The sequence below is a fragment of the Anaeromassilibacillus sp. Marseille-P3371 genome (assembly GCF_900169665.1).
In the GTDB taxonomy this organism is placed as follows: Bacteria; Bacillota; Clostridia; order Oscillospirales; family Acutalibacteraceae; genus Anaeromassilibacillus.
In genome coordinates this window covers 1,596,748-1,619,412 of sequence record NZ_LT835157.1, presented here as the reverse complement: position 1 = coordinate 1,619,412, position 22,665 = coordinate 1,596,748, and the positions used below count along the sequence as shown (strand labels likewise).

Genomic DNA, 22,665 nt, shown 5'->3' with positions numbered 1-22,665 from the left:
CCCCCCCCGCCGTATCCCTGTGGTAATCTTGCCTTCATAAGTCAAAACTCCTTTTCAAAATATTCTTTGCCCTTGCAGGCTTTCTATAACATCAAATTCATGAGAACTGCTTTGTTTGTTCCGTCTACTTACACGATTTATGTCCGTGTCACTGGAATTCCCGCCTCTTCAGCTTCACCAGCTAATTTCAGCAGGGGATCGACTTCAGCCTCTTCCTCTTTTCTGGCGCGATAAGGACCGAGCTTGTACACCCGTCCCGTCACCTGTTGGATTGCTTCGCGCATCTTATCGCGCTGTGCGGATTTTCGAAGCAACTCAAAAGCCATCTCCTTGGCGTCGATCAACACATAATCCCCATTTACATAAGCAGAAGACCCAGTAAACGCCGCAGAAATTGCTACGGAATACTCCTTTAAGATTCGCAGAATTTCCGGCCATTCTGCCAAACGCTTTGCGCCCTCTTCCAACGGCTTTTTGGTTTGGGAAATCTCCGGTGGAGCGATAGAAGCTTGCGCAACCTGTTCCGAAACCACTTCCTGCAAAGAACTTTCCTCGGAAGTTTCTTTCAGGACTGGCTCGGTCGGTTCCTCCGCAACCGGTATTGCCTGCTTTAGGGCTGAAACACCCGGCCGATGAATTCCGCGTTCTAGTGCTTCAATGCGCCGAACCAACGCTGCATTCGAATCATCCAACTCTGGGGAACACAGCTTAATCAAAGCCATTTCCATTTCGACACGGCGGTCACCGCCACGATACATCTTGTCCAACGCACCCTGTAAGGTGTCCAAACTGTGCAAAATCTCCGGGAGAGGAGTTGAAAGCGCCTGCTTTGTCATCCGAGCAAATTCGTCATCCGGCACGGCAAGAATTCCCCGCGCATCCTTCATCGTTTTAATCAGCATTAACCCGCGGTAGTGCGCAGAAAGCTCCTCACAAAGGCGGGCCATATCCTTGGACGCGTTGTACAGTCGGTCAATCGTCTCCAAGGCGGAAGAAGAGTCGTGTCCACGCACAGCCTCAGACAGTGCAAAGAGGTGATCTCTGCCAACCAGCCCCACCGTCTCCTGAACGACCTCCAAGGTGACCTGTTTGCTTCGTCCCAGACATTGATCTAAGAGCGAAAGCGCATCCCGCAAAGCGCCATCCGCTAAACGGGCAAGCAAGAGTCCCGCTTGTTCTTCCAAAACCGCGTTTTCCTGCTCCGCTACATAGGTCAAACGTCCAGCAATTTCCTGTGGGGGAATGCGCCGGAAGTCAAACCGCTGGCACCGGGACAAGATGGTCGCAGGGAGCTTGTGTACTTCCGTAGTTGCTAAAATGAAGATAACATGCTCTGGCGGTTCCTCCAACGTCTTTAAAAGCGCATTAAATGCACCCGTAGAAAGCATGTGCACTTCGTCGATGATATAAACGCGATATTTGGCTGCGGCAGGAGTAAAATTGGCCTCTTCTCGCAGCATACGGATATTGTCCACACCGTTGTTACTGGCCGCATCGATCTCCACAATATCCATCACAGAACCACTTTCGATTCCGCGGCATATCTCACAGTTCCCACACGGGTCGCCGTCGTGCAGATCAAGGCAGTTGACTGCTTTTGCTAGTATTTTTGCGCAGGTGGTCTTTCCTGTTCCACGCGACCCAGTAAACAGATACGCATGTGCAATTCGGCCTGCCATCAACTCATTTTTGAGCGTTATGGTGACCTGCGGCTGTCCCACCACATCTGCAAAAACCTGGGGCCGCCACTTTCGGTACAAAACCTTATACATATGCGCACCTCCCTCTGAATGATCGCGAATGGGAGTTTCCTTTCAAATAATTGTATTTCTGTTCATCTGCTTTCTTCCATGGAATACTCGCATTCTCTTGAAAAACACAATTATTCTCCCGCATCTCAAGACAGTCCGTAAACAAACGGAAAGCAAGGACAGCCGCCTTGCGACGGTATCGTGTAACGGGATATGCAGACGAACAGACCACCTGCATCGCACGGGCCCTTCCGCTTAATGCTGCTCGGTTCCCCGCCTGACATGGTTCACGGCGCTCCGTCGCACAGAGCCCGCCCGCCTGCATATCCTGTTACACGCATTCCTGCCTTGCTTCTCCAGGGATTGTCCCTGACTTGAGATATTATAGCTTATTCTACGCAAAAACGCAAGGCCTTCCTTATATCCTTTTGCAAAAGTTCACAACTTTTCCCTCTGTTAAAGAGCGCTTACGTCCATCTTTATTCATACGGGAAACTTCTGTCGGCCAAGAAAGCTATGAAAAAATTTTTTACTTTCAAAGGGGGCTCCTCTATGTTTTTGAAAAGACCTGTGCTACAATAAGGGTCTAAAGGAGATGAGCTCATATGATTCCTGTTGAAACTATAATTGCCTTTGGTATCTCTTCCTTCTTCACCCTTCTCTTTCCCATCATACTTATGATCGTTTTGGTGGCAAAGCAAAAAATAGCCCCACGCCCTCTGCTGATCGGTATGTTGGCCTTTTTTGTCTCACAGATTTTACTCCGCGTTCCAATCCTCAATGTGCTTTCCACGCAGAGTTGGTTTCTTTCTTTCGCACAGCAGCAGATGATCCTATATCTTGTACTACTTAGCTCCACAGCTGGATTGTTCGAAGAATCGGCCCGCCTCATCGGGGTCAAATGCTTTTGTAAAGAACAGCGCAGCTATCGGGATGCGTTTTCTTTCGGCTTAGGCCACGGCCTGTGTGAGGTCATCCTGCTGGTAGGAATGAGTTCTGTTGGCAACCTGCTCTACTGTGTCATGCTTCAAAATGGCTCCATGGAGGCGGCTTTTGCTGATTCCCCAGATTTGTTGCAGCAAGTCACCACAGCCTTGGCTGCAGTATCCACAACCAGTATTTATCTGGGAATTGTGGAGCGCGTTTCGGCGGTCCTCTTCCATATTTTCGCTACCGTTTTAATTTTCCAAGGCGTCAACCGTGGGCATGCTGGAAGTTATTGGTTGCTCGCCGTTCTCTCCCACACAGTGTTTAACTTAGTCGCGGTCATTCTGGCTCAATACAGCAATGTCTGGATCTGTGAAGGCGTTTTACTTCTTTTAGGATTGTGCGCACTGTTCTATGTTCTACGTACTCGGAAAAATTTTTCGAACGGAGCGCCGTCGATATGAAATGGAACAATTCCAAACAGCCCTGCGGAATAAATCCGCAGGGCTGTTATCCTAATATACTTATGTACAGAAAAACTTTGTCAAGAGGGAGGCTGTCTGATAAAACAAGGCAGACGTGTACCAGGCCACACATAACTGCCAAATGACGCATACCGCTGTCCATCGGATGCTTTTCATCTCCCGGTAAATTGCGGATAGCGCAGCAACACACGGCGTATAAAGCAATACAAACAGCAAAAAAGAACATGCAGAAAGAGGCGTAAAGGCCGCTGCTAATGCACAAGAGAGTTCCATCTCTCCACCATAAAGTATCCCCATGGTGCTGACGACACTCTCTTTGGCTACCAGCCCTGTCAACAAAGAAACGCAAGCCCGCCAATCCGCGAATCCACAGAGCTGGAAAGCCGGTGCAATCGTTTTTCCGATCACAGCCAAGATGCTCTGCGATTGATCGGTCACGAATTGAAACTGAGGGGAAAATGAACGTAGGAACCAAACAAGGATGGTCGCACAGAGCAAAATGGTTCCTGCTCGCAAAAAAAAGTCTTTTACCCGTTCCCAGACATGAATGCGAAGGCTTTTCCAAGTTGGCAATCGGTAAGGGGGTAACTCCATTACAAAAGGCGCATATTCTCCACGTAAAACCGTCGATTTGAAAAACAATGCTGACAATGCTCCCAGGACAACCCCCAGCAGATAAATTGCCAAAATTGCCCACGGGCCATAGTCTGCGAAAAAAGCAGCGATGAATAGTGCATAAACCGGCATTTTGGCACTACACGACATAAAAGGTAAGGTCAAAATGGTAAGACACCGGTCCTTTTGTTGTTCCAAGATCCGGGTTCCCATCACTGCTGGAACCGTACATCCGAACCCCATCAAAAGTGGTACAAAAGCTTTTCCAGACAATCCAAGCTTTCGCATCGGCGCATCCATAATGAATGCCGCCCGCGCCATATAACCACTATCCTCCAAAAGAGATAGTAAAAAAAAGAGCAGGATAATCTGCGGCAAAAACGTTGCTACTGCGCTCAAGCCGGAAAAGATTCCATCCATTACGAGACTGCGTACCCAATCCGATGCGCCCGCTGATAGAAGCATCCGTTCCATCCAAGCAGAACAGACATCAAAGCCTTTGGAAAGTCCGTTGGACAAAAAAGACCCAACACTTCCAAATGTTAGTACGAAAATCAGGGTGAGCAGAAGAAAGAACAATGGAATTGCCAAAAGTCGGTGTGTCGCAAGGGCATCAATTCGGTCACTTAAACTTTTTTCCGGCCGCGGTGCCCGCCAAAATCCCTGTTTCACGGCACTTTCAGCAGCATCATAACGTTTTTTGGCCAAAAGCACATCATAGTCGGGCATGTCCGGCGACGGCAATATATAGGGGCATGCGGTTTGCGCTTGAGGTTGATCTGCATAGCGGAGTATTTCTGAAAGAAGGCTGTCCATTCCCAAGCCTGTCGCTGCTGAAATGGGGACTACAGGAACCCCCAGAACTTTTTCCAATATCCCACAATCCACCCTGTCCCCATGTTTCTGCAATTCATCCATCATATTGAGTGCAACAATCACAGGCAGCTTTCGTTCCAAAAGCTGCATCGTTAGGTACAGATTTCGTTCTGGATTGGTAGCATCTACTACATCGATAACCACTTCTGCTTCTTTTTCATGCAAAAAACGGTCCGCAATCGCCTCCTCTGGCGAATAGGGATATAAGGAATAAACGCCAGGTAAATCCGTGATCATCAAAAGACGATCTCCGGTCAGACATTGCCCCGTCCTTTTCTCGACCGTAACACCAGGCCAATTTCCTACATATTGGTTATCTCCGGTTAAACGGTTAAAGAGTGTTGTTTTTCCACAATTTGGATTTCCTGCCAATAATACGCGGATAGAGTTTTGTTTTTCCTGCATCCTCTTTTCCCCCTATTACGTCCCAAAGAACGCACGCACAACCAATCCAGCGACCAGAAAGGCCGTTAAATCAGCAACCAATGCAGCCGGTATGGTGTGTCTCGTCTTCTGGATCTGAGCGGCTCCGTAGTAGACCGCAATACAATAGAAAGTTGTCTCCGTGGAGCCAGCCATCACGGATGCAACTCGCCCAGCAAAGCTATCTGGACCACTTTCCCCAAAGATCTGGGTCAGAAGGGCCGTAGCACCACTTCCCGAAATCGGTTTAATCAGCGCTAGAGGCAATACATTTGCTGGAATGCCCAAGAATTTTGCCACAGGAGCTAAAAACGAGGAGAAGAGATCCAACGCTCCTGAGGCGCTCAACATCGTAACCGCCATGATCAGTCCCACCAGTGTCGGGAGAATCGAAAAACAGGAGTGCAAACCTTCTTTTGCGCCTTCTACAAAAGTATCGAATACGGGTACGCGACGTATCACCCCAAACAAAACCATCAACAAAACGGCCATTGGCACTACATAAATTCCCAATTTATCCAATGGAAAAACCCTCCATCAGTTTTGCCGCCAAAAGGCCTGCAGCCAACGCAATAGCGGAAACCACCCAAACTGCCGGTAGAATATCAAATGGCGTCGTGGAACCATACTGCGCCCGTAATGTCCCCATAAAAGTCGGGATTAGTTGCAGCGACGCCGTATTCAAAACCACAAACATCACCATCGAATTATTCGCCACCTTGGAACCGTGGTTTTGCGCTGCCATCTCCTTCATAGCGGCCAATCCCATAGGTGTTGCGGCGTTTCCCAGCCCCAATAGATTCGCTGTAATGTTCATACAGATTGCCTTCGCCGCTGGGCTTTCCGGCGGATACGCTGGAAACAGCCGCCGAAGCACGGGGCCCAATACATGGGATAGGATAGCAGTGAGGCCGCCTGCATCTGCAATCTTCATCAGGCCCGTCCAGGCACACATCATACCCATCATGCCCAAGATCAACTGTACGGCATTTCCCGCTCCCGCTAGCACAGCTTCTGACAATTGTTGCATGCGACCTGTTGCACAAGCACATAAGACACTCACTGCAATCATAGCTGCCCATACTTTGTTTAGCATTCTTTCCCCTCCAACCCATCGCGTTCTATTCCAATCTGTATTCGAATTTAATAACGTATAGTATATTTTTTGCCTTGAATAGATTGACAAAAATGGTAAAAAATGTTACCATCTTTACAGGAAGTGACAAAACTTCCAAAATCATCCATAAAGGAGGACTTTCTATTTTGAAATCGACAGGAATTGTCCGTAAAGTTGACGAGCTTGGGCGAATTGTGCTGCCAAAAGAACTGCGCAGTACTTTAAATATTCAAGAAAAGGACCCTTTGGAGATTTTTGTTGAGGATTCTGACATCATTCTGCGGAAATATCAGCCAGCATGTATTTTCTGTAACAGTCTCGTCAACATTACCACCTATCGCGGACACAACATCTGTCAAAACTGCCTGAAGAAGCTCGCAAGTCTTTCGCAGGATTGATCTGGATGAGGCCCTCGTTCGGGTTTATAGACCAAAAACAGCGCGGCCCTCTAGACTGCGCTGTTTTGATTGACTTATTAAAAATTCTGTCATTAAAATACCTGAAATCCCTACAGCGGTCGATGAGTATCTCTCCGCTGTAGGGATTCGTTTTTCCGATAGCAGTAACGATGTGTCTGTGTATCCTATGAACTTAGGACAGGAGAAAGAAATCGGATGGTAAACCTATAAAATTTCCATTACAGCTAAGTACAAACTTTTACTTTATAGCCATATGTCAGGCAACCGTCACCACGCAATGGCGCTGCGGCATTTCACCGGGCATCTGTGTATAGATTCCTGCGCTTTGTCCAGGAGCCCCGACTGACCAAATACGGAAATAGTAGTCATTTCCTACTTTGGCCACGAACTGTGTCTGAAATACCGTTCCATCGCCTACCGTAAAGGAAGGTACAGCCGTGCTGCCATTGGTCACCGTCATCTTGAAGCAATAGGCATTGCCACGCTTCAATGAGAATGGTAGAGTGGTATCAGAAACAACCGAACGTACAGTCGATGTGGTTGTACCCTGTATCGTGGAGGGAATTGCCACCGCTGTAGCGGTTGCTGAATTCTCATACCGGTCTTTTGAATTGGAACCACTAGAATGGGAACCATGATGAACCGTCGTGTCCTTTTTTTCCAAGCGATCGTATGCATTCTGTAGTTCTTCTTCCATCGCGTCCACTGCAGCCTGGTCGTCCTCGCTCAGATCCGGGTCATTCACCATCGCTTTTGCAGCTTCGAGTACACTACGGAACGCCGCCACGCTTTGTGCGGTAAAGCGGTTTAAGTCGATATTTTCCATAGAAGTAATCAATGCACGAAGAGCGTCCTTATTGGCCACTTTGCGCATAGCGGATAAAGCTTCAACCAACGCAGTAGCCGCTTGATCCACTGCTTCTTGGGTTGCATCCCGGTCCTTTGCCACGTCTTGTGCAGATTTCAATGCCTGGGCCAGTTCTGCCTTTCCCTCTTCAATAAAATCATCCAGATTCAGGCCTTTTGCCGTAGCGATGACTGTTTCCAATTCAGAAATATCTGCTCTGCGCACCAAAGCGAGCATCGCCTGTTCCAAAGCATCCGCTACTTCTACGATCTCGTCCTCCATAGCGTTTTCATCTTCTAAAACATCCTGTGCATCTGTGAGGGCAATACGGAATTCCTTATTATAGGCGGAAGTAAACTCGTTGAGATCAATCCGTTCTGCAATCTTCACCAATTCTTCGAGGTACTTTTTATCTCCCTTGACAAAATCAATGCAGTGCAAAGCATCCAGCAATTCACTCCACGCTTGGTCGATTTGTGTCTGTGTGACGGTTAAATTCTGATCGATTTCCTGCGCTTGTGCAATGGCCTTCTCGAGCGCTTCCAGGACTGCCGGCACGATTGCATCTTTATCTGCTTCTTTCAATGCCTTCTGTGCGATCTCTAGGGTTGTCCGAAGGATGCGCTTATCCACTACGTTAAAAGCAAAAATCGAATGCATTTTTTCACTTGGATTCAATTCATAAGTATAAACTGCACTGTCATCAAAGGTCATGTCCTCGCCATCGACTTGGACGCCAGCGATCTCTTTGCCCTTTACAAGTGGCTTGAATTCCAGTGAAACATCCCGATCCTCAACGTCTGCCGTATACCTGCCAACCAGATCCGCAAGTTTTTGTTCTTCGCCGTCAACAGACAATGTCACATTGTTGCTATATACCACGCTGTACTGACCGGGCTTCACGTCTCCGGAAAGGACCACCGTGCTGTATGGTGCGATTGTCAACTGGCCATCTTTTAGCTCTGACACTGTATCCACACGGAACTTCTTCAAGAGATGGCTAAACGAGCCAAATACCTCGTCGGGGTTCACCGTAACTGTCACGGTTTCTCCGGTTAAATTGGTAGCTACCAAAACACTATCATCCTGCGTCATGCGGATGTAGGCGGCCACTCCGTCGTTGCCGGTCTTATATTCCGCCACGTCGCCATCCTTTAAAGCACGAATCTCATTGCGCCAACTCAACAGTTCTTTATAGTGGTTCAGCATGGAGTCAGGTTGATCGACCTGCGCTTCTACAGAGGTTTCTCCACCCAAGCTGTACTTGTTTTCCCCATTGAGCCAATCCGTCAAACCTTCTCCTTCATTGCTCTCATACCACGGCATAGGCTCACGTATATTCTGGTCGGGTTTCATGCCCTCCAAGCCAACTTCTTCGCCATAGTAAATAAAGGTGTTTCCTGGCAATGTCAAGTACAGAGAAGCCGCTGTCTTAGCATGGTCTTTATTGCCTTCCATCACGCTCATGGTGCGGTTCTGGTCATGGTTGGTCAGGAAGGTACAATCCTCGAACTCCCCATTGGAGGCAAAACCAAACTTATCAAACACCTCGCAAAGCTCAGCCACAAAGTCGCCGTTTTCTTCGTTTTGCGCGGCCTCTAACAGCTCGCTCGCTAAACTGAAATCAAAAGTATTTTGCAGAGCACCTTCTTGTACAAATGGAACCATGCGGTCCGTATTCTCTTCCCAGACTTCTCCCACCAGGAAAACATCCGGATTGACTTCTTCCATTCCTGCGCGGAATTCTTTCCACCAGGCAGCATTCTTGTCTGCAATCGCCGGAGTATACATTGTGTCGAGATAGTCGCCATAGATATGGCGGGCGGCATCCAATCGGAATCCATCCACGCCCTTTTCCAGCCAGAACTGGCCAGCCTGGATCATTTCTTCATGTACAGCTGGGTTGTCGTAATTCAGATCCGGCATACCACCGCCAAAGATCCCTAGATAACGGTAACCAGGGGCTAAATCGGACTTTTGCCAGACGCGTTTGTTCCCGGAATGGGCGTCATCCGTCGCATTATTGTCCTTGTCCTCATCGTAGTCTGTGCTCTTTTCAATCTTAAAGTAGTCTCGATATGGACTCGTCTCCGGATTGCTGATTGCATCAATAAACCACGGATTATTTCGCCCACAGTGGTTGACTACCAAGTCCATAATAACTTTGATTCCATGCTCATGTGCTACATCCAACATGTTCTCAAAGTCTTCCATCGTGCCATAGTCCTGTTCCACACTATAATAATCGACTGTATCATAGCCGTGGTAACTGCCGGACTCCGTAACTGGCATCAACCAAATACCGGTGATCCCCAAATCCTGCAAATAATCCATCTTACTGGCAAGACCATTGAAATCGCCGATCCCGTCGCCATCGGAATCGCAGAAGGCACGTACAAAGATCTCATAAAAATTATCTGAAGGTTGTTCGTCAATTCCATCGGTCGGGATTTCCACCCAGTTTGCATAGACGGTAAGATTCTCAGTGACCGGCGTGTCAATATAGAAGAGACTCCCCTCCCCGTTGGGTTTTGTATACCACCCTCGAAACGCATAACCGGGTTTTGATGGATTCTCCGGAAGAAGAACCGTTTCTCCAACGGTTGTCTGAACCGGCGCCAGTTCAGAACCTCCTTGGGAATCAAATGTTACTGTGACAACCTCTTCTGTGGAAGTGGAAACGGTTGTCCCGATCCCCTCTACCTGCTCCTGTGCAGCCATTCCAACGGAACAAGTGGAAGATGCCATCATAACAGCCAGCAACAGGGCGATTATCTTTTTACTCATTTTTGACATTTTTAACCCCTCCTTATCACATGTTTTCTCAGTAAGCCCACCCGGAAGCTACCCTCCTTCTCTTTCAAATTCCATTTTTTCATAAGCCCGGTGGCCTTACCTTTCGAATTCGTTATCGCTTTTTGTTCAACGAATTCATCTGTTATTCGGTGATTTTATTATAAATTGAAGGAGTTCACCAGTAAATATAAAAAAAATCCAATATATATTAGATTTTCATGCATTTTATATGTCGCGCTTTTTTTATAAAGTCTTTCGTGTTATGATAAATAAGTAAAGTAGGAGCATACCAATCGATGGTATGCTCCTAGGGGAAAACAACTTATTCATTTTGTGTTTTATATCGATTGACCTCCTCTGTGATCTGCTCGCCGCCAGATGACAGCCATTCTTCTACAAATATATCGAAGGTATCCAGCGGCCTTTCCCCTGTAACAATCCGCAACATTGTCTGCTGTTCCAGTTCCTCTAGCTCTGGCAGGTTTTTCTGTATACTGTCTGTCTGACGGACAAATACGGGGCTGATCGTTACAAGTGGGGTTTCTAAGAGAAGTTGATACGCCTCCACGCGGGATTTATAAGTTTCCCAATCTTCTGGAGAAGGAACATTCCCCTCTTGGACGGCTTGAAGATAGGCAGTAACCTTCCGCAAAGTTGCCTTTTGCCCAGCGCTCATCTCATCTTCACGTATTTCTCCTTTGAGCGCTTTTTCTAATACAGCTCCGGAGCGAATAAAGGAATCGTCATAGCCAATATGCATATTCAACAGCATCCCATCTTTATTGAGCTGTTCAGTGAATTCCGGCTCCTTATCCTGTACATAATCAAACTGAACGCTTGCCATCTTAACTGCTATTTCTGGATGAGAATACCCTTTGCGCACGACGATATAACTACTGTTTGGATTCCCTTCAAACATCGTCACCTCCCCTTCCGTATTTTTCGGGACGATATAGGGTGTCCAATCCGCCTGTGGATTTTTCAATAAGGAATCGGGAAGGATTTCACTACTCCAATAATTGCCAAAGAATGCACCACAGATTCCATTTGTCAACAGTTCTTGACAGTCTTCCTCTGTACGTAAGAGAAACTGCTGGTCCAAAAGACCTTCCTGGTACAATTTGGTCACTTCTTCCAAGGCATCTTTCATCTCTGGCTGAATAGAACCGTAGACCACACTGCCATCGGTTCGCTCGATCCATTGTTTCGGAAAAGCTCCATAAAGGGTAAAAACACTATTTAACATATACAATCCGCCGGAATCTCCAGCAATTTCCGGACTACATAAAAGTCCTACGGTTTTGCCGGCTCCATTTCCACCAGGATCTTCTTCAACAAAGCGTCGAAGGATCTCTTCAATATCTTCCATTGTCACTGGAGCTGCCAAACCAAGTTTTTCCATCCAATCCTTACGCAACCACAAAATCCCAGGGCCGTGCGACATTTCTGTCGTGGGTAGAGCCATTAACCGCCCATCAAATGTGGCTGCTTCCAAACACTTGCCGCCATAAGACGCATAAATCTCCTTGATAGGATCGCTGGCACAATCCTCATAAGCCTCTGTTAAATCTGCGATCTGTCCGGTTTCATACAATCGCAAAAGTTGTTGTTCGTTGACCGTCATAATATCCGGTATTTCGCCGCTTACAATGGCCATAGAGACCTTTTGTTGAAAATCCTCCTCGTTACGAACGTCAAACGCGTTGGTAAACTGGATGTTCAAAAAGTCTGCTAAAAAACGCTGATAAGTCCATACATCTTCACGGACCGCCTGTTCCAAAGTATAGCCATTCCTTTTTCGTCCAACTGTGCAGGCCACTGGCTCCGGATATTTTCCAAATGGAGTATGCTGCGCTGTCTCCCAAGAGAGCTCCCCCTCTTGCTCTTCTGCTACAGGAGGATGTATAGATTCTTTTTGAGGTTGTTCTGCTGGATCGCATCCAACCAGTACCCCCAGCATTAAAAGCATCAACCACGCACATATCCTGCATCTATGGTTTGATCGTTTCATGCAATATCCCCCTTTTTCTCCACATATCATGATATTTATTATATAAGGGGACCGAAGGCCAAAAACTACCTCTGCGAAATTTTACAAAATTTCTTTCCTCCGCCGTGGATGTTTGTTCGATTAAACCCATTGAAATCATCTTGAAAAATAGATCTATTTTTCCAAAAGGAGGTTTTTGTAATGCTACAGATGTTGATCGTTGATGATGAATTGGAAGAACGAGAAGGGATCCTGTTTCTGTTACAAAAATACCAATTTGACATTTCAACCACACAGGCTCCCAATGGAAAAATTGCCCTAGAGTATCTCCAGGAACATCCTGTGGATATTTTATTTACAGATGTCCGAATGCCCTTTATGGATGGATTGACTCTTGCCAAAGAGGCCCTCACCATACAGCCAGAAATCCGCATCATTCTCTTCAGCGGATTCAGTGAATTTGAATACGCCAAAACGGCTATGTCGTTAGGCGTACGGGAATACATATTAAAGCCAGTCAATATTCAAGAATTTTGTACAGTCATCCAGCGTGTTTGTGAAGAAGTTCTCTCCCGCCGCATGGAAAAGGAACGCGATAGTCAGAGGCTAGCTTATGCGAGAGAACATCTCCTTTACTCACTTGTCAATGGTATTCCCTTCCACACGCTCATGGCGGACGCAGGAGCGCTATTCGATCTCTCTTTTTTGTTTCAGTATACCAATATGCTACTTTTGGAATTCAACCGCGATTTCTTCGAACACGCAGGTATTGGTATTGTTGAAGAACTCAAGCAGCAATTGACAATCCCATTTGACTATCTCAATTTGAATCCCTGCCAAAGCCTATTGTTTTTCCCTCATGCGGCTGGAAGAACGGACTGGCCCTCTTTAGCTGCGGATTTACGAAGGGCCATTCGCCGTCGCTATCAGGCAGACTGTTATCTAGCTTACAGTGAGGATTTCTCAGAGCCGTCTGCAATTCCTACCATATTCGAATCATTGGAACAGGCAATGGAAAAGCGCTTTTTCCTGCCCAATACCTATATCTTTTCAACATCTGTAGCTTCGCCTCGCTCGGAGGCTTTTTTACAGGATGAATCTACTCTCTTTGAATCCATCGAGCAAGCGCTGCAGGAACATCATCTGGACCTGGTTCGTCAAAACATTCATACCCTTTGTGAAAAGTACGCGGGGCAGACCAATTTTTCTCATCTGTATGTAAAATTCCTCTTTTCTAATCTGTTGCGGGACATCTCCCTTTCCTGGGCACATTTTCCAGAAGAGGTACTTTTTAAAAAGGTAGAGGCAATTTACCGCAGCAACAGCTATCACGAAATCGAAAATATATTGGATAAAAGCTTGGACGAATCTCCGCAGAGCTTCCCTACTTCCTCCAACTACGTTGAGACTGTAAAGCGATACATCAGTAAGCATTACGATCAGGAACTCAATTTGGAGAGTCTGGCAGAAATTGTCTATCTATCACCTCGCTATTTGAGTTCCATCTTCAAAAAAGAAACGGGTTGCGGCTTAAACAAATATATTAAAGCATTTCGTATGGAAAAGGCCAGAGACCTTTTGGAACACACGCATATGAAGGTTGTTGCTATCTGTGACGCCGTTGGCTACACCAATGTTTCCTATTTCATTCAGAGTTTTCGAGAGTATTTTGGAAGTAGTCCCGAGAAATTCCGACAAAAGGAAGATTAATATGAAATCCCCCATCCAATTATTGAAAGATTTAACATTTCGTAAAAAGATATTGATGTGTTCTTTACTGGTGAGTATCATCCCGGTGACCATTCTGGGAGCTTTTTGCTATCAACAGACAAAAGATCTTCTCGTCGCACAGGAGGAAGCCAATCTACAGACTTCTCTCCAACAAGCTGCAGCCTCGTTGGATAACCAAATTCAAATTTATAACAATCTTTCCGATTATTTAGCTTTCGATACCGATTTAAACGATGCAGCTAATCGAGTTTACAGCAATTATATGGAACTCTACGACGTTTATACAGAGACGATTTCTCCCTTGTTCCTTTCTATGAAGAATTTACACGATGGAGTCGAACGTATTACCCTATATTCTGGAACCAACATGGAAAAACATGGCGATATGGTCATACCTCTCGCAGAAGCTAGATCGGAACTCTGGTATGATGTGAGTATCCATTCTTCTACAATCAACTGGTTCTTCCCCACGAAAGGTACCATTTGTTCTGTCCGTCGTATGCCGGACCCCTATTACCGTGGAAATTCTATCGAAAATCTTCTGTACATTGGCATTCAATCGGAAAAACTCTTTTCCCCTCTACAAGAACTCTCTAAAAACGCATGCGGGATCTATCTTGTCGATTCAGCAGGACAAACAATCTACGCGCAGGATTTTTCAGGTCTGGACACAGCCAATATTCCTCCAGTAGAGATTATTCTAGGAACGCCCTCATCATCTGTCCACTGGAATCGCATGGAGTATAGTGTCATCTCTTCAAAGATTCCCTCCTGCAATTGGAATGTCTATTTGTACAAGCCCATTCACCTGATTACAGATGCGGCTACCCCTATTGTCTTGACGGTTCTATTGATTATTCTGATTTGTTTAGTTCTGGTTGTTCTAATCGGTTGGCTGCTCTCTTACGCTGTAGTCAATCGCATTGAAAAACTTCGTAAGGCCATGCAAAAGGTGGAGGCTGGCAATCTGGAAGTGACCATCACAAGCGAGTCCCACGATGAAGTGGGAGACCTCATTCGCAGCTTTCAAAGAATGCTACATGAAATCAATGCATTAATCAATGAAGTATACACAGGAAAGTTGGCCCAAAAAGAAGCCGAAATACGCGCTCTTCAGGCCCAGATCAATCCACATTTTCTATATAACTGCCTTTCCCTCATCAATTGGCGAGCCATACGCGCAAACGCCCCGGATATCAGTGAGATGGCACAACTGCTCTCTACGTTCTATCGGACAACACTCAACAAAGGAAAAAAGGTCACTACGGTCGCCGATGAACTCAAAAACACACGTTCTTATATCGATATTCAACGGATTATGCATAGTAATCAATTCCATGCAATCTATGACATTGAGGAAAGCCTCTATTCCGATTGGATGCTCAACCTTCTTTTACAGCCATTGGTCGAAAACGCAATTATCCATGGAGTGGACCAACGCCCTGAAGGCGGAGGAACCGTCCGAATTACTGCAACACAAAAAAAAGACACCATCGTCTTTACCGTAGAAGACAATGGTGTAGGGATCGATCCGCAGATCCTTCCAAATCTATTGACACAGGATTCCGATGGGTACGGTATCAAAAATGTACATGAACGTGTTCAACTCTATTATGGCAAGGAGTATGGACTACAGTTGGAAAGCAAACAAAATGTTGGCACACGTGTTACCCTTACGATTCCCGCTTGTCCAAAAGAATGTCACAATTAACGACTCAACCAATAACAAGTTTGCTTTGAAATCGATAGCCCTAACTTTTGCTGTAGACTCGTAGAAGCAGCATTCCCCAGAATAATTTGCCCATATGGGGTCCATCCTTTTTCCAACATCCGGTTGATTGCATACGACTCCAATGCAAAAGCCAATCCGCAACGACGATATTCTGGCAGAATCTCCAAAAGGCCCAAGGACCCTTCCGCATGCATACCGATAAATCCAGCCGGTTTTCCATCGATAAACATGCCATACATGGTTCCAGAACGCAGGCGTCCTTTGATATAGTCCTCATCCGTTACCATCTGGTAATGCTCCTGTACAAAAAGTTGATAGGATTCATCCAATGGACGAACTTGCCCTTTCTGTTCGGTCTCCGGCAAAAAAGTCTGCTTAAAATAGGCGGCTTGGTGACAACGTTCCCCTAGGGACAGACCCAATTCTTCCGATACAAATTCTTCATAAAACTCTTGGTGACAAACCAACAGTTCCGCGCCCTGCATGAGAGGAAGGCACTCTTCAACAACCGCTTTCGTTTCTGCACTGAGCATAAATGTACCCGACGGCTCATCTCGAAGTAGCACACCTCTTTCCCCCACATACAAACACGTTGCGTTTCCGCGCCGGATACATTCCAACATGTCAATATGAAGCAGCTGATCCCTTTCTAAAAAATGAGCCGCACACTCGGATGATAACATCGTATCTCTCCTCTCGTCTAGTTTCGTGTTGCATGATACAAAAAGAGGGTGTCCCAAAACTACGAATTTTTCGATTCATAGGAAAGGGCATCCTCTTTCTGTTTGGAAAAATATCTGCGTTTCTAAAAAAACGAGGGTATCCTGAAGTCATTTCATGACTTTTGGGACACCCTCCGCTTTTTCAAGAAAAAACTACTTATGCGTTGCGCAGAGCCAACTCTTCCTTGAGCTTCTCCGTGAAGATCGGCAGAATCTTGGTGACATCGCCAACAATGCCATAATCCGCCACTTCAAAGATCGGCGCATTCTCATCCTTGTTGATCGCAACGATCACATCGGAATCCTCCATGCCGGCCAAGTGCTGGATAGCACCGGAGATGCCGCAAGCGATGTAAAGGTTCGGGCGAACCGTCTTACCAGTCTGGCCAACCTGTACATCCTTCTCTGCCCAGCCTGCGTCCACACAAGCTCTGGACGCACTTACTTCACCGCCGAGAACATCTGCCAAATCACGCAGAAGTTTGAAGTTCTCCGGGCAACCCATACCACGGCCACCGGAAACCAAAATCTTGGCATCCTGGATGTCGATCTTATCGCTGACCTTCTTGACAACGTTAAGCACTTCAACATACTTGTTGTTCTTCTCGAACGCCAAATCATACTTCTCGACCGAAGCCTCTGCACCGTCGATCGGCTTAATCTTCTGCATAACGCCGGGACGAACCGTTGCCATCTGCGGACGATGCTCCGGGCAAAGGATGGTCGCCATGATGTTGCCGCCGAATGCCGGGCGAGTCATCTTCAGATTCTTCGTATCCGGATCGATTTCCAACTTCGTGCAGTCTGCAGTCAGGCCAGTGTGTACACGAGCGGACACACGCGGTGCCAAGTCACGGCCGATTGCTGTTGCGCCATAAAGTACCACAGCGGGCTTGTACTTTTCAATCACATTGTACATTGCATGTGCATAAGGCTCTGTAGTGTAGGGCTCCAATGCCTCATTATCCACCAGAATGATCTTATCCGCACCATAACGGGCAAGCTTCGGGCAAAGATCTTCTACCTGATAGCCAAGCAGAACAGCGGTAACCTCTGTACCCAAGTCTGCGGCAAGCTCCTTTCCTTTGCCGAGCAACTCATAAGAAACACCAGTGATTTTATGATCCACCTGCTGGACGAATACAAATACGCCCTGATAATCCTGTAAATTCATTTTTTGCTCACCACTTTCAATATTCTCAGTTGTCATCACAAACTACAAAATTAAATAATGAACTTTTCCTTGAGCTTCTCGATCATGTAGTTGGCAGACTCTTCCGGGTCCAGCTGGACAACTGTGCCAGCTGCCTTCAAGCTCTTCGTGAACGTCTGGAACACTCTGGTGGGTGAGCCCTTCAGGCCGATATTCGCCTGGTCAACTGTGATGTCTTTCAGGCCCCAAACCTTGACTTCTTTCTCTCTGTATGCATCAAAGATACCGCCGGGCGTCATATAGCGCGGCTTGTTCATCTCGCTCAGTGCGGTGATCAGGCAGGGCATCTTTGCCTTTACGGTATGATAACGATCTTCATACTGGCGCTTAACGATCACGGAATCGCCCTCGACCTGGATGTCCTCTGCATAGCTGATGTTCGGGATGCCGAGATGCTCAGAGATCTGCGGTCCAACCTGAGCCGTATCGCCATCAATGGCCTGACGGCCCGTAATGATGAGATCATAATCGAGATTCTTGATCGCCGCGGCAATTGTTGTGGAGGTTGCCCAAGTGTCAGCGCCACCGAAAGCTCTGTCGGAAACCAAGATTGCCTCGTCCGCGCCCATTGCCAGTGCTTCGCGCAAAGCAGCATCCGCCTGTGCTGGGCCCATGGAAAGCACAGTCACATGTGCACCAATGGAATCCTTCAAACGGAGAGCAGCTTCGAGACCTGCTTTATCGTCCGGGTTGATGATGCTCGGTACACCTTCACGAATCAGGGTACCGGTCACCGGGTCAAGTTTCACTTCGTTGGTATTTGGAACTTGCTTAATGCAAACTACGATATTCAAAGATTTTCACTCCTTCTGGCCTTTATCGACTATTTAATTACATTAGAGGAGATGACCATGCGCTGTACTTCGCTGGTGCCTTCATAAATTTCCGTGATCTTAGCGTCACGCATCATGCGCTCGACCGGGTACTCTCTCGTGTAACCATAGCCGCCGTGGAGCTGTACCGCCTTGGTGGTCACTTCCATCGCGACTTCTGCAGCGTACAACTTTGCCATTGCTGCCTCGACGGAGAAGCGCTTCTTTGTATCCTTCGCAATCGCTGCGCGATAAACCAGATAACGAGCAGCCTCTACCTTGGTCGCCATGTCGGCGATCTGGAACTGCGTATTCTGGAACTTCGCAATCGGACGGCCGAACTGCTTTCTTTCCTTCACATAGGCAATCGTTTCCTCCAACGCGCCCTCAGCAATGCCCAGCGCCTGTGCCGCGATGCCGATACGACCGCCATCCAGTGTGGTCATTGCAATTCCAAAGCCCTTGCCTTCCTGGCCAAGGAGGTTTTCTTTTGGAACGATGCAGTTCTCAAAGATCAGCTCTGTGGTAGCAGAACCACGGATGCCCATCTTCTTCTCTTTTGTACCAATGCGGAAGCCCGGGAAATCCTTCTCAACGATAAACGCAGAGATACCCTTGGTGCCTTTGCTCTTATCCGTCATTGCAAAGATGATATATATATCTGCCTCGCCACCATTTGTGATGAAAATCTTGCTGCCGTTGAGGACATAGTGGTCACCCTCCAGGACAGCCTTCGTCTGCTGGCCGGAAGCATCCGTGCCTGCGCCGGGCTCGGTCAAACCGAATGCACCCAACAACTCGCCGGAAGCCAACGGACGCAGATACTTTTCCTTCTGTGCCGGAGTACCAAACTTCTTAATCGGGTCTGTGCCCAGAGAAGTATGAGCGGAAACGATAACACCCGTGGTTGCACAAACCTTGGAGAGTTCTTCGACGCACAGCACATAAGTGAGTGTGTCACAGCCCTGGCCGCCGAATTCCTTCGGCTGCGGAATTCCCATGAAACCGAGCTTCTGCATCTTTTCAACGGTTGCTCTCGGGAAATGTTCCGTTTCGTCAACTTCCTGTGCAAGAGGTTTTACTTCATTCTCCGCAAACTCCTTAAAGAGCGTACGGGCCATTTCTTGTTCTTTGCTCAGTACGAAATCCATACCTGTTCCTCCAAATTAAAATTTACGCCAAATCGTATCTTATTTGGTGTAATCGTAGAATCCCTTACCAGTTTTCTGGCCGAGCTTGCCAGCACGGACCATCTTTCTGAGCAGCGGATGCGGACGGTACTTCGGATCGCCCGTTTCAGACTGCAAAACTTCCATAATGGCCAAGCAAACGTCCAAACCAATCAGGTCGCCCAAAGCGAGCGGTCCCATCGGATGATTTGCGCCGAGCTTCATGGCGGTGTCAATGCCTTCTACGGAAGCAACGCCGTCAGCATAGATGCCGACTGCTTCATTAATCATCGGAATCAAAATACGGTTGACAACAAAACCAGCAGCCTCATTGACCTGAACCGGGGTCTTGCCGATGGACTCGGAAACCTCGATGACTTTCTTCACGGTCTCGGGGCAAGTGGTCTCGCCTGCAATGACCTCAACCAGCTTCATAACCGGAGCCGGATTGAAGAAATGCATGCCGACAACGGCTCTATCAAGGCCATTGGAGATTTCTGTGATAGAGAGGGAGGAAGTATTGGTTGCAAAGATGCAATCCTTCTTGCAGATGCCTTCCAGCTGCTTGAAGATCTCCTTCTTCAGTTCCATCTTCTCCAAAGCAGCCTCTACAACGAGGTCGCAATCTGCTACGATTTCATTCGTGCCAGTGGTGATCTTTGCCAGGATTGCATCCGCAGCAGCCTGCTCCATCTTGCCTTTTGCAACTCTCTTATTGAGTCCCTTTGCAATCTTTGCCTTGCCGTTTTCAGCCCACTCTGCCTTCACGTCGCAGAGCATTACTTCATAGCCTTCTGTCTGAGCAAACGCCTGTGCGATGCCGGAGCCCATGGTTCCTGCGCCGATAACACCAATTTTCATAGTAGAAACCTCCTGTTAAATCTTTATTATGTTGGCCCGCACCGGTATCGCCTTCCTTTTGAACGCGATGCCGGTGCGGAATGTAAATACAAATTATTTATTGACAAACGGCTCGGGCTTGCGCTTCTCAACAAACGCCGTCATGCCGTTTTTCTGATCCTGCGTCTCGAAGCAGCTGCCGAACAACTTCTCTTCGATGACAATTGCCTCATCCATGTTGACCTGCAGGCCATCGTTGACCGCCTTCTTACAAGCACGGACAGCGATCGGCGCATTGGCAGCAATTCTCTCCGCCAGCTTCATTGCAGCAGGCATAAGTTCCTCTGCCGGATACACGGCATTGACTAGACCCAGGCTGAGAGCTTCCGGCGCCTTGACCTTTGTGCCAGCATAGATCATTTCCTTTGCCTTACCCACGTTGATGGTACGGGCCAGACGCTGTGTGCCACCAAAACCAGGGGTAATGCCCAGGCCTGTCTCCGGCTGTGCAAAAACAGCATTTTCCGCTGCCAAACGGATGTCGCAGCTCAGGGAAAGCTCACAGCCTCCGCCGAGTGCAAAGCCGTTTACTGCGGCGATCACCGGGATCGGCAGGGTTTCAATTTTACGGAACACATCGTTGCCCTTTTTGCCGAAGGCCTCTCCTTCTGCTTTGGTCAACGTGCTCATCTCACCGATGTCTGCACCGGCGACAAAAGACTTCTGACCAGCGCCTGTAATAATCAGGCAGCGGGTGGAATCCAGATCAATTGCATCCAAAGCAGCGTCGAGATCCGCCAAAACTTCGGAATTCAATGCATTCAAAGCCTTCTCACGGTCGATCGTCAGCACGCCGACGAAGCCATTCTGCTCATATTTAATATAGCTCATCGTCTTAACGCTCCCAGCTTCTTATTTGTAGTTCTTCACAATGGAGGCAACGCCCATACCGCCGCCGACGCACAGCGTAGCGAGGCCATAGTTGGAACCTCTCTTCTGCATCTCATGCAGCAGGGTAACCAGGATACGGCAGCCAGAAGCGCCAACCGGATGGCCCAGAGCAATTGCACCGCCGTTGACGTTGACCTTCGCCATATCGAAGTTGAGGTCCTTTGCAACGGCCAAAGACTGCGCTGCAAATGCCTCGTTTGCCTCGATCAGGTCCATATCCTCCACCTTGAGGTTTGCCTTTGCCATTGCCTTCTTTGTAGCAGCAACCGGGCCAATACCCATGATGGACGGCTCAACACCTGCGGAAGCGCCGGTAACCCACTCAGCCATCGGGGTGACACCCAGCTCCTTCGCCTTCTCTTCGCTCATCACAACGATTGCAGCTGCGCCATCGTTAATGCCGGAAGCATTTGCCGCCGTAACCGTGCCGCCATCGGGCTTAAATGCCGGGCGAAGCTTTGCAATGCCCTCAGCGGTAACGCCTGCACGCGGACCCTCATCCTTTGCAAACATAACGGTTTCCTTCTTAACCTTTACCGGAACCGGAACAATCTCATCGTCAAAACGGCCTTCTGCCTGTGCCTTTTCGCACTTCTGCTGGCTGCAAGCAGCAAATTCGTCCTGCATCTCGCGGGTCAGGCCGTACTTTTCCGCAACATTCTCAGCAGTGATGCCCATGTGATAACCGTTGAATGCATCCCACAGTGCATCGTTCACCATGGTGTCGATCATGGTAGCATTGTTCATGCGATAGCCAAAACGAGCCTTGGTCAACGCATACGGAGCGGAGGACATGTTCTCCATACCACCAGCGACCACGATGTCTGCCTCGCCAGCTTCGATCATCGCAGCAGCCATGTTCACACACTTCAGGCCGGAACCGCAAACGTTGTTCAACGTCAAAGCCGGAACCTCGATCGGGATACCTGCATTGACAGCAGCCTGACGCGCAACGTTCTGGCCCAGAGCAGCCTGCAGAACGCAGCCCATCAAAACCTCATCAACCTGGTCGGGAGCAACGTTTGCTCTCTTGAGAGCCTCTTTGATCACGATGGAGCCAAGTGTGGCAGCCGGAACATTTGCCAGTGCACCGCCCATCTTACCGATTGCAGTACGCACAGCACCTGCTAATACGATTTTCTTAGACATGATTTTGTTCCTCCATTTCATAATTCACTAACCCGATCCACCAAAAGTTTCACAGGTCAATCTTCTAATAATTTATTGCATGTTAAATATATCACAATCA

The 22,665-nt window shown here is 47.8% G+C and carries 17 protein-coding genes and 1 other RNA gene; 4 read left to right on the top strand and 14 right to left on the bottom strand.

The genetic code is table 11. The features are described 5' to 3' along the window. Positions 1-137: 137 nt before the first annotated feature. Together dnaX and ffs are read right to left on the bottom strand one after the other, a co-directional pair. Entirely contained in the window at positions 138-1,772 is a 1,635-nt protein-coding gene (dnaX, locus tag B9Y59_RS06170) for a DNA polymerase III subunit gamma/tau (protein WP_054323019.1), read from the bottom strand. Between the two features lie 197 nt (positions 1,773-1,969). Then, positions 1,970-2,068, bottom strand: an RNA gene (gene ffs, locus B9Y59_RS06165) — signal recognition particle sRNA small type. Positions 2,069-2,356: 288 nt separating this feature from the next. Here ffs and B9Y59_RS06160 point away from each other — a divergent pair. Next, positions 2,357-3,142, top strand: a complete 786-nt coding sequence (locus B9Y59_RS06160; RefSeq protein WP_054323021.1) for a YhfC family intramembrane metalloprotease — start codon at positions 2,357-2,359, stop codon at positions 3,140-3,142. Positions 3,143-3,202: 60 nt separating this feature from the next. On the opposite strand, the gene feoB is transcribed toward B9Y59_RS06160, so the two are convergent. The 3 genes from feoB to B9Y59_RS06145 are packed head-to-tail and all read right to left on the bottom strand — an operon-like array spanning position 3,203 to position 6,173. Then, positions 3,203-5,059, bottom strand: a complete 1,857-nt coding sequence (gene feoB, locus B9Y59_RS06155) for a ferrous iron transport protein B (RefSeq protein ID WP_085532409.1) — start codon at positions 5,057-5,059, stop codon at positions 3,203-3,205. Positions 5,060-5,074: 15 nt separating this feature from the next. Continuing rightward, positions 5,075-5,599: a spore maturation protein gene (locus B9Y59_RS06150; protein ID WP_143255245.1), complete on the bottom strand. Its 525-nt coding sequence runs from the start codon at positions 5,597-5,599 to the stop codon at positions 5,075-5,077. Next, positions 5,592-6,173: a nucleoside recognition domain-containing protein gene (locus tag B9Y59_RS06145; protein ID WP_054323024.1), complete on the bottom strand. Its 582-nt coding sequence runs from the start codon at positions 6,171-6,173 to the stop codon at positions 5,592-5,594. The genes B9Y59_RS06150 and B9Y59_RS06145 overlap by 8 nt, the downstream gene beginning before the upstream one ends. Before the next feature lie 167 nt (positions 6,174-6,340). On the opposite strand from B9Y59_RS06145, the gene B9Y59_RS06140 reads away from it, so the two are divergent. Further along, positions 6,341-6,592 (top strand): AbrB/MazE/SpoVT family DNA-binding domain-containing protein, encoded by a 252-nt coding sequence (locus tag B9Y59_RS06140; RefSeq protein ID WP_054323025.1) that lies wholly within the window; start codon positions 6,341-6,343, stop codon positions 6,590-6,592. A gap of 277 nt (positions 6,593-6,869) precedes the next feature. Here B9Y59_RS06140 and B9Y59_RS06135 read toward each other — a convergent pair whose 3' ends face one another. Further along, a complete protein-coding gene (locus B9Y59_RS06135; protein ID WP_085532407.1) occupies positions 6,870-10,256 on the bottom strand; it encodes an alpha-amylase family glycosyl hydrolase in 3,387 nt (1,128 codons plus the stop codon). A 322-nt stretch (positions 10,257-10,578) separates the two neighbouring features. Then, complete coding sequence (locus B9Y59_RS06130) at positions 10,579-12,267, bottom strand: extracellular solute-binding protein (protein WP_158088961.1); 1,689 nt, start codon at positions 12,265-12,267, stop codon at positions 10,579-10,581. 180 nt (positions 12,268-12,447) lie between these two features. Here B9Y59_RS06130 and B9Y59_RS06125 point away from each other — a divergent pair, with 180 nt between their 5' ends. Then, positions 12,448-13,956 (top strand): response regulator, encoded by a 1,509-nt coding sequence (locus B9Y59_RS06125; RefSeq protein ID WP_085532403.1) that lies wholly within the window; start codon positions 12,448-12,450, stop codon positions 13,954-13,956. A gap of 1 nt (position 13,957) precedes the next feature. Beyond that, positions 13,958-15,688, top strand: coding sequence for a sensor histidine kinase (locus B9Y59_RS06120; protein WP_158088960.1), 1,731 nt, complete (start codon positions 13,958-13,960; stop codon positions 15,686-15,688). Here B9Y59_RS06120 and B9Y59_RS06115 read toward each other — a convergent pair. The 7 genes from B9Y59_RS06115 to B9Y59_RS06085 form a co-directional block, all read right to left on the bottom strand. After that, a complete protein-coding gene (locus B9Y59_RS06115; RefSeq protein ID WP_158088959.1) occupies positions 15,685-16,275 on the bottom strand; it encodes a GNAT family N-acetyltransferase in 591 nt (196 codons plus the stop codon). The genes B9Y59_RS06120 and B9Y59_RS06115 overlap by 4 nt on opposite strands. Before the next feature lie 313 nt (positions 16,276-16,588). Then, the gene (locus B9Y59_RS06110) at positions 16,589-17,605 is read right to left on the bottom strand and encodes an electron transfer flavoprotein subunit alpha/FixB family protein (protein WP_054323170.1); all 1,017 of its coding nucleotides are present in this window, start codon (positions 17,603-17,605) and stop codon (positions 16,589-16,591) included. A gap of 50 nt (positions 17,606-17,655) precedes the next feature. Beyond that, positions 17,656-18,438, bottom strand: coding sequence for an electron transfer flavoprotein subunit beta/FixA family protein (locus B9Y59_RS06105; protein ID WP_085532399.1), 783 nt, complete (start codon positions 18,436-18,438; stop codon positions 17,656-17,658). 29 nt (positions 18,439-18,467) lie between these two features. Continuing rightward, positions 18,468-19,607 carry an acyl-CoA dehydrogenase gene (locus B9Y59_RS06100; protein ID WP_054323033.1) on the bottom strand — a complete coding sequence of 380 codons (1,140 nt, stop codon included), beginning with the start codon at positions 19,605-19,607 and terminating at the stop codon, positions 18,468-18,470. A 39-nt stretch (positions 19,608-19,646) separates the two neighbouring features. Continuing rightward, entirely contained in the window at positions 19,647-20,486 is an 840-nt protein-coding gene (locus tag B9Y59_RS06095) for a 3-hydroxyacyl-CoA dehydrogenase family protein (RefSeq protein ID WP_054323034.1), read from the bottom strand. A 93-nt stretch (positions 20,487-20,579) separates the two neighbouring features. Next, positions 20,580-21,356 (bottom strand): enoyl-CoA hydratase-related protein, encoded by a 777-nt coding sequence (locus tag B9Y59_RS06090; protein WP_085532397.1) that lies wholly within the window; start codon positions 21,354-21,356, stop codon positions 20,580-20,582. A gap of 21 nt (positions 21,357-21,377) precedes the next feature. After that, a complete protein-coding gene (locus B9Y59_RS06085; protein WP_054323035.1) occupies positions 21,378-22,565 on the bottom strand; it encodes an acetyl-CoA C-acetyltransferase in 1,188 nt (395 codons plus the stop codon). Positions 22,566-22,665 lie beyond the last annotated feature (100 nt).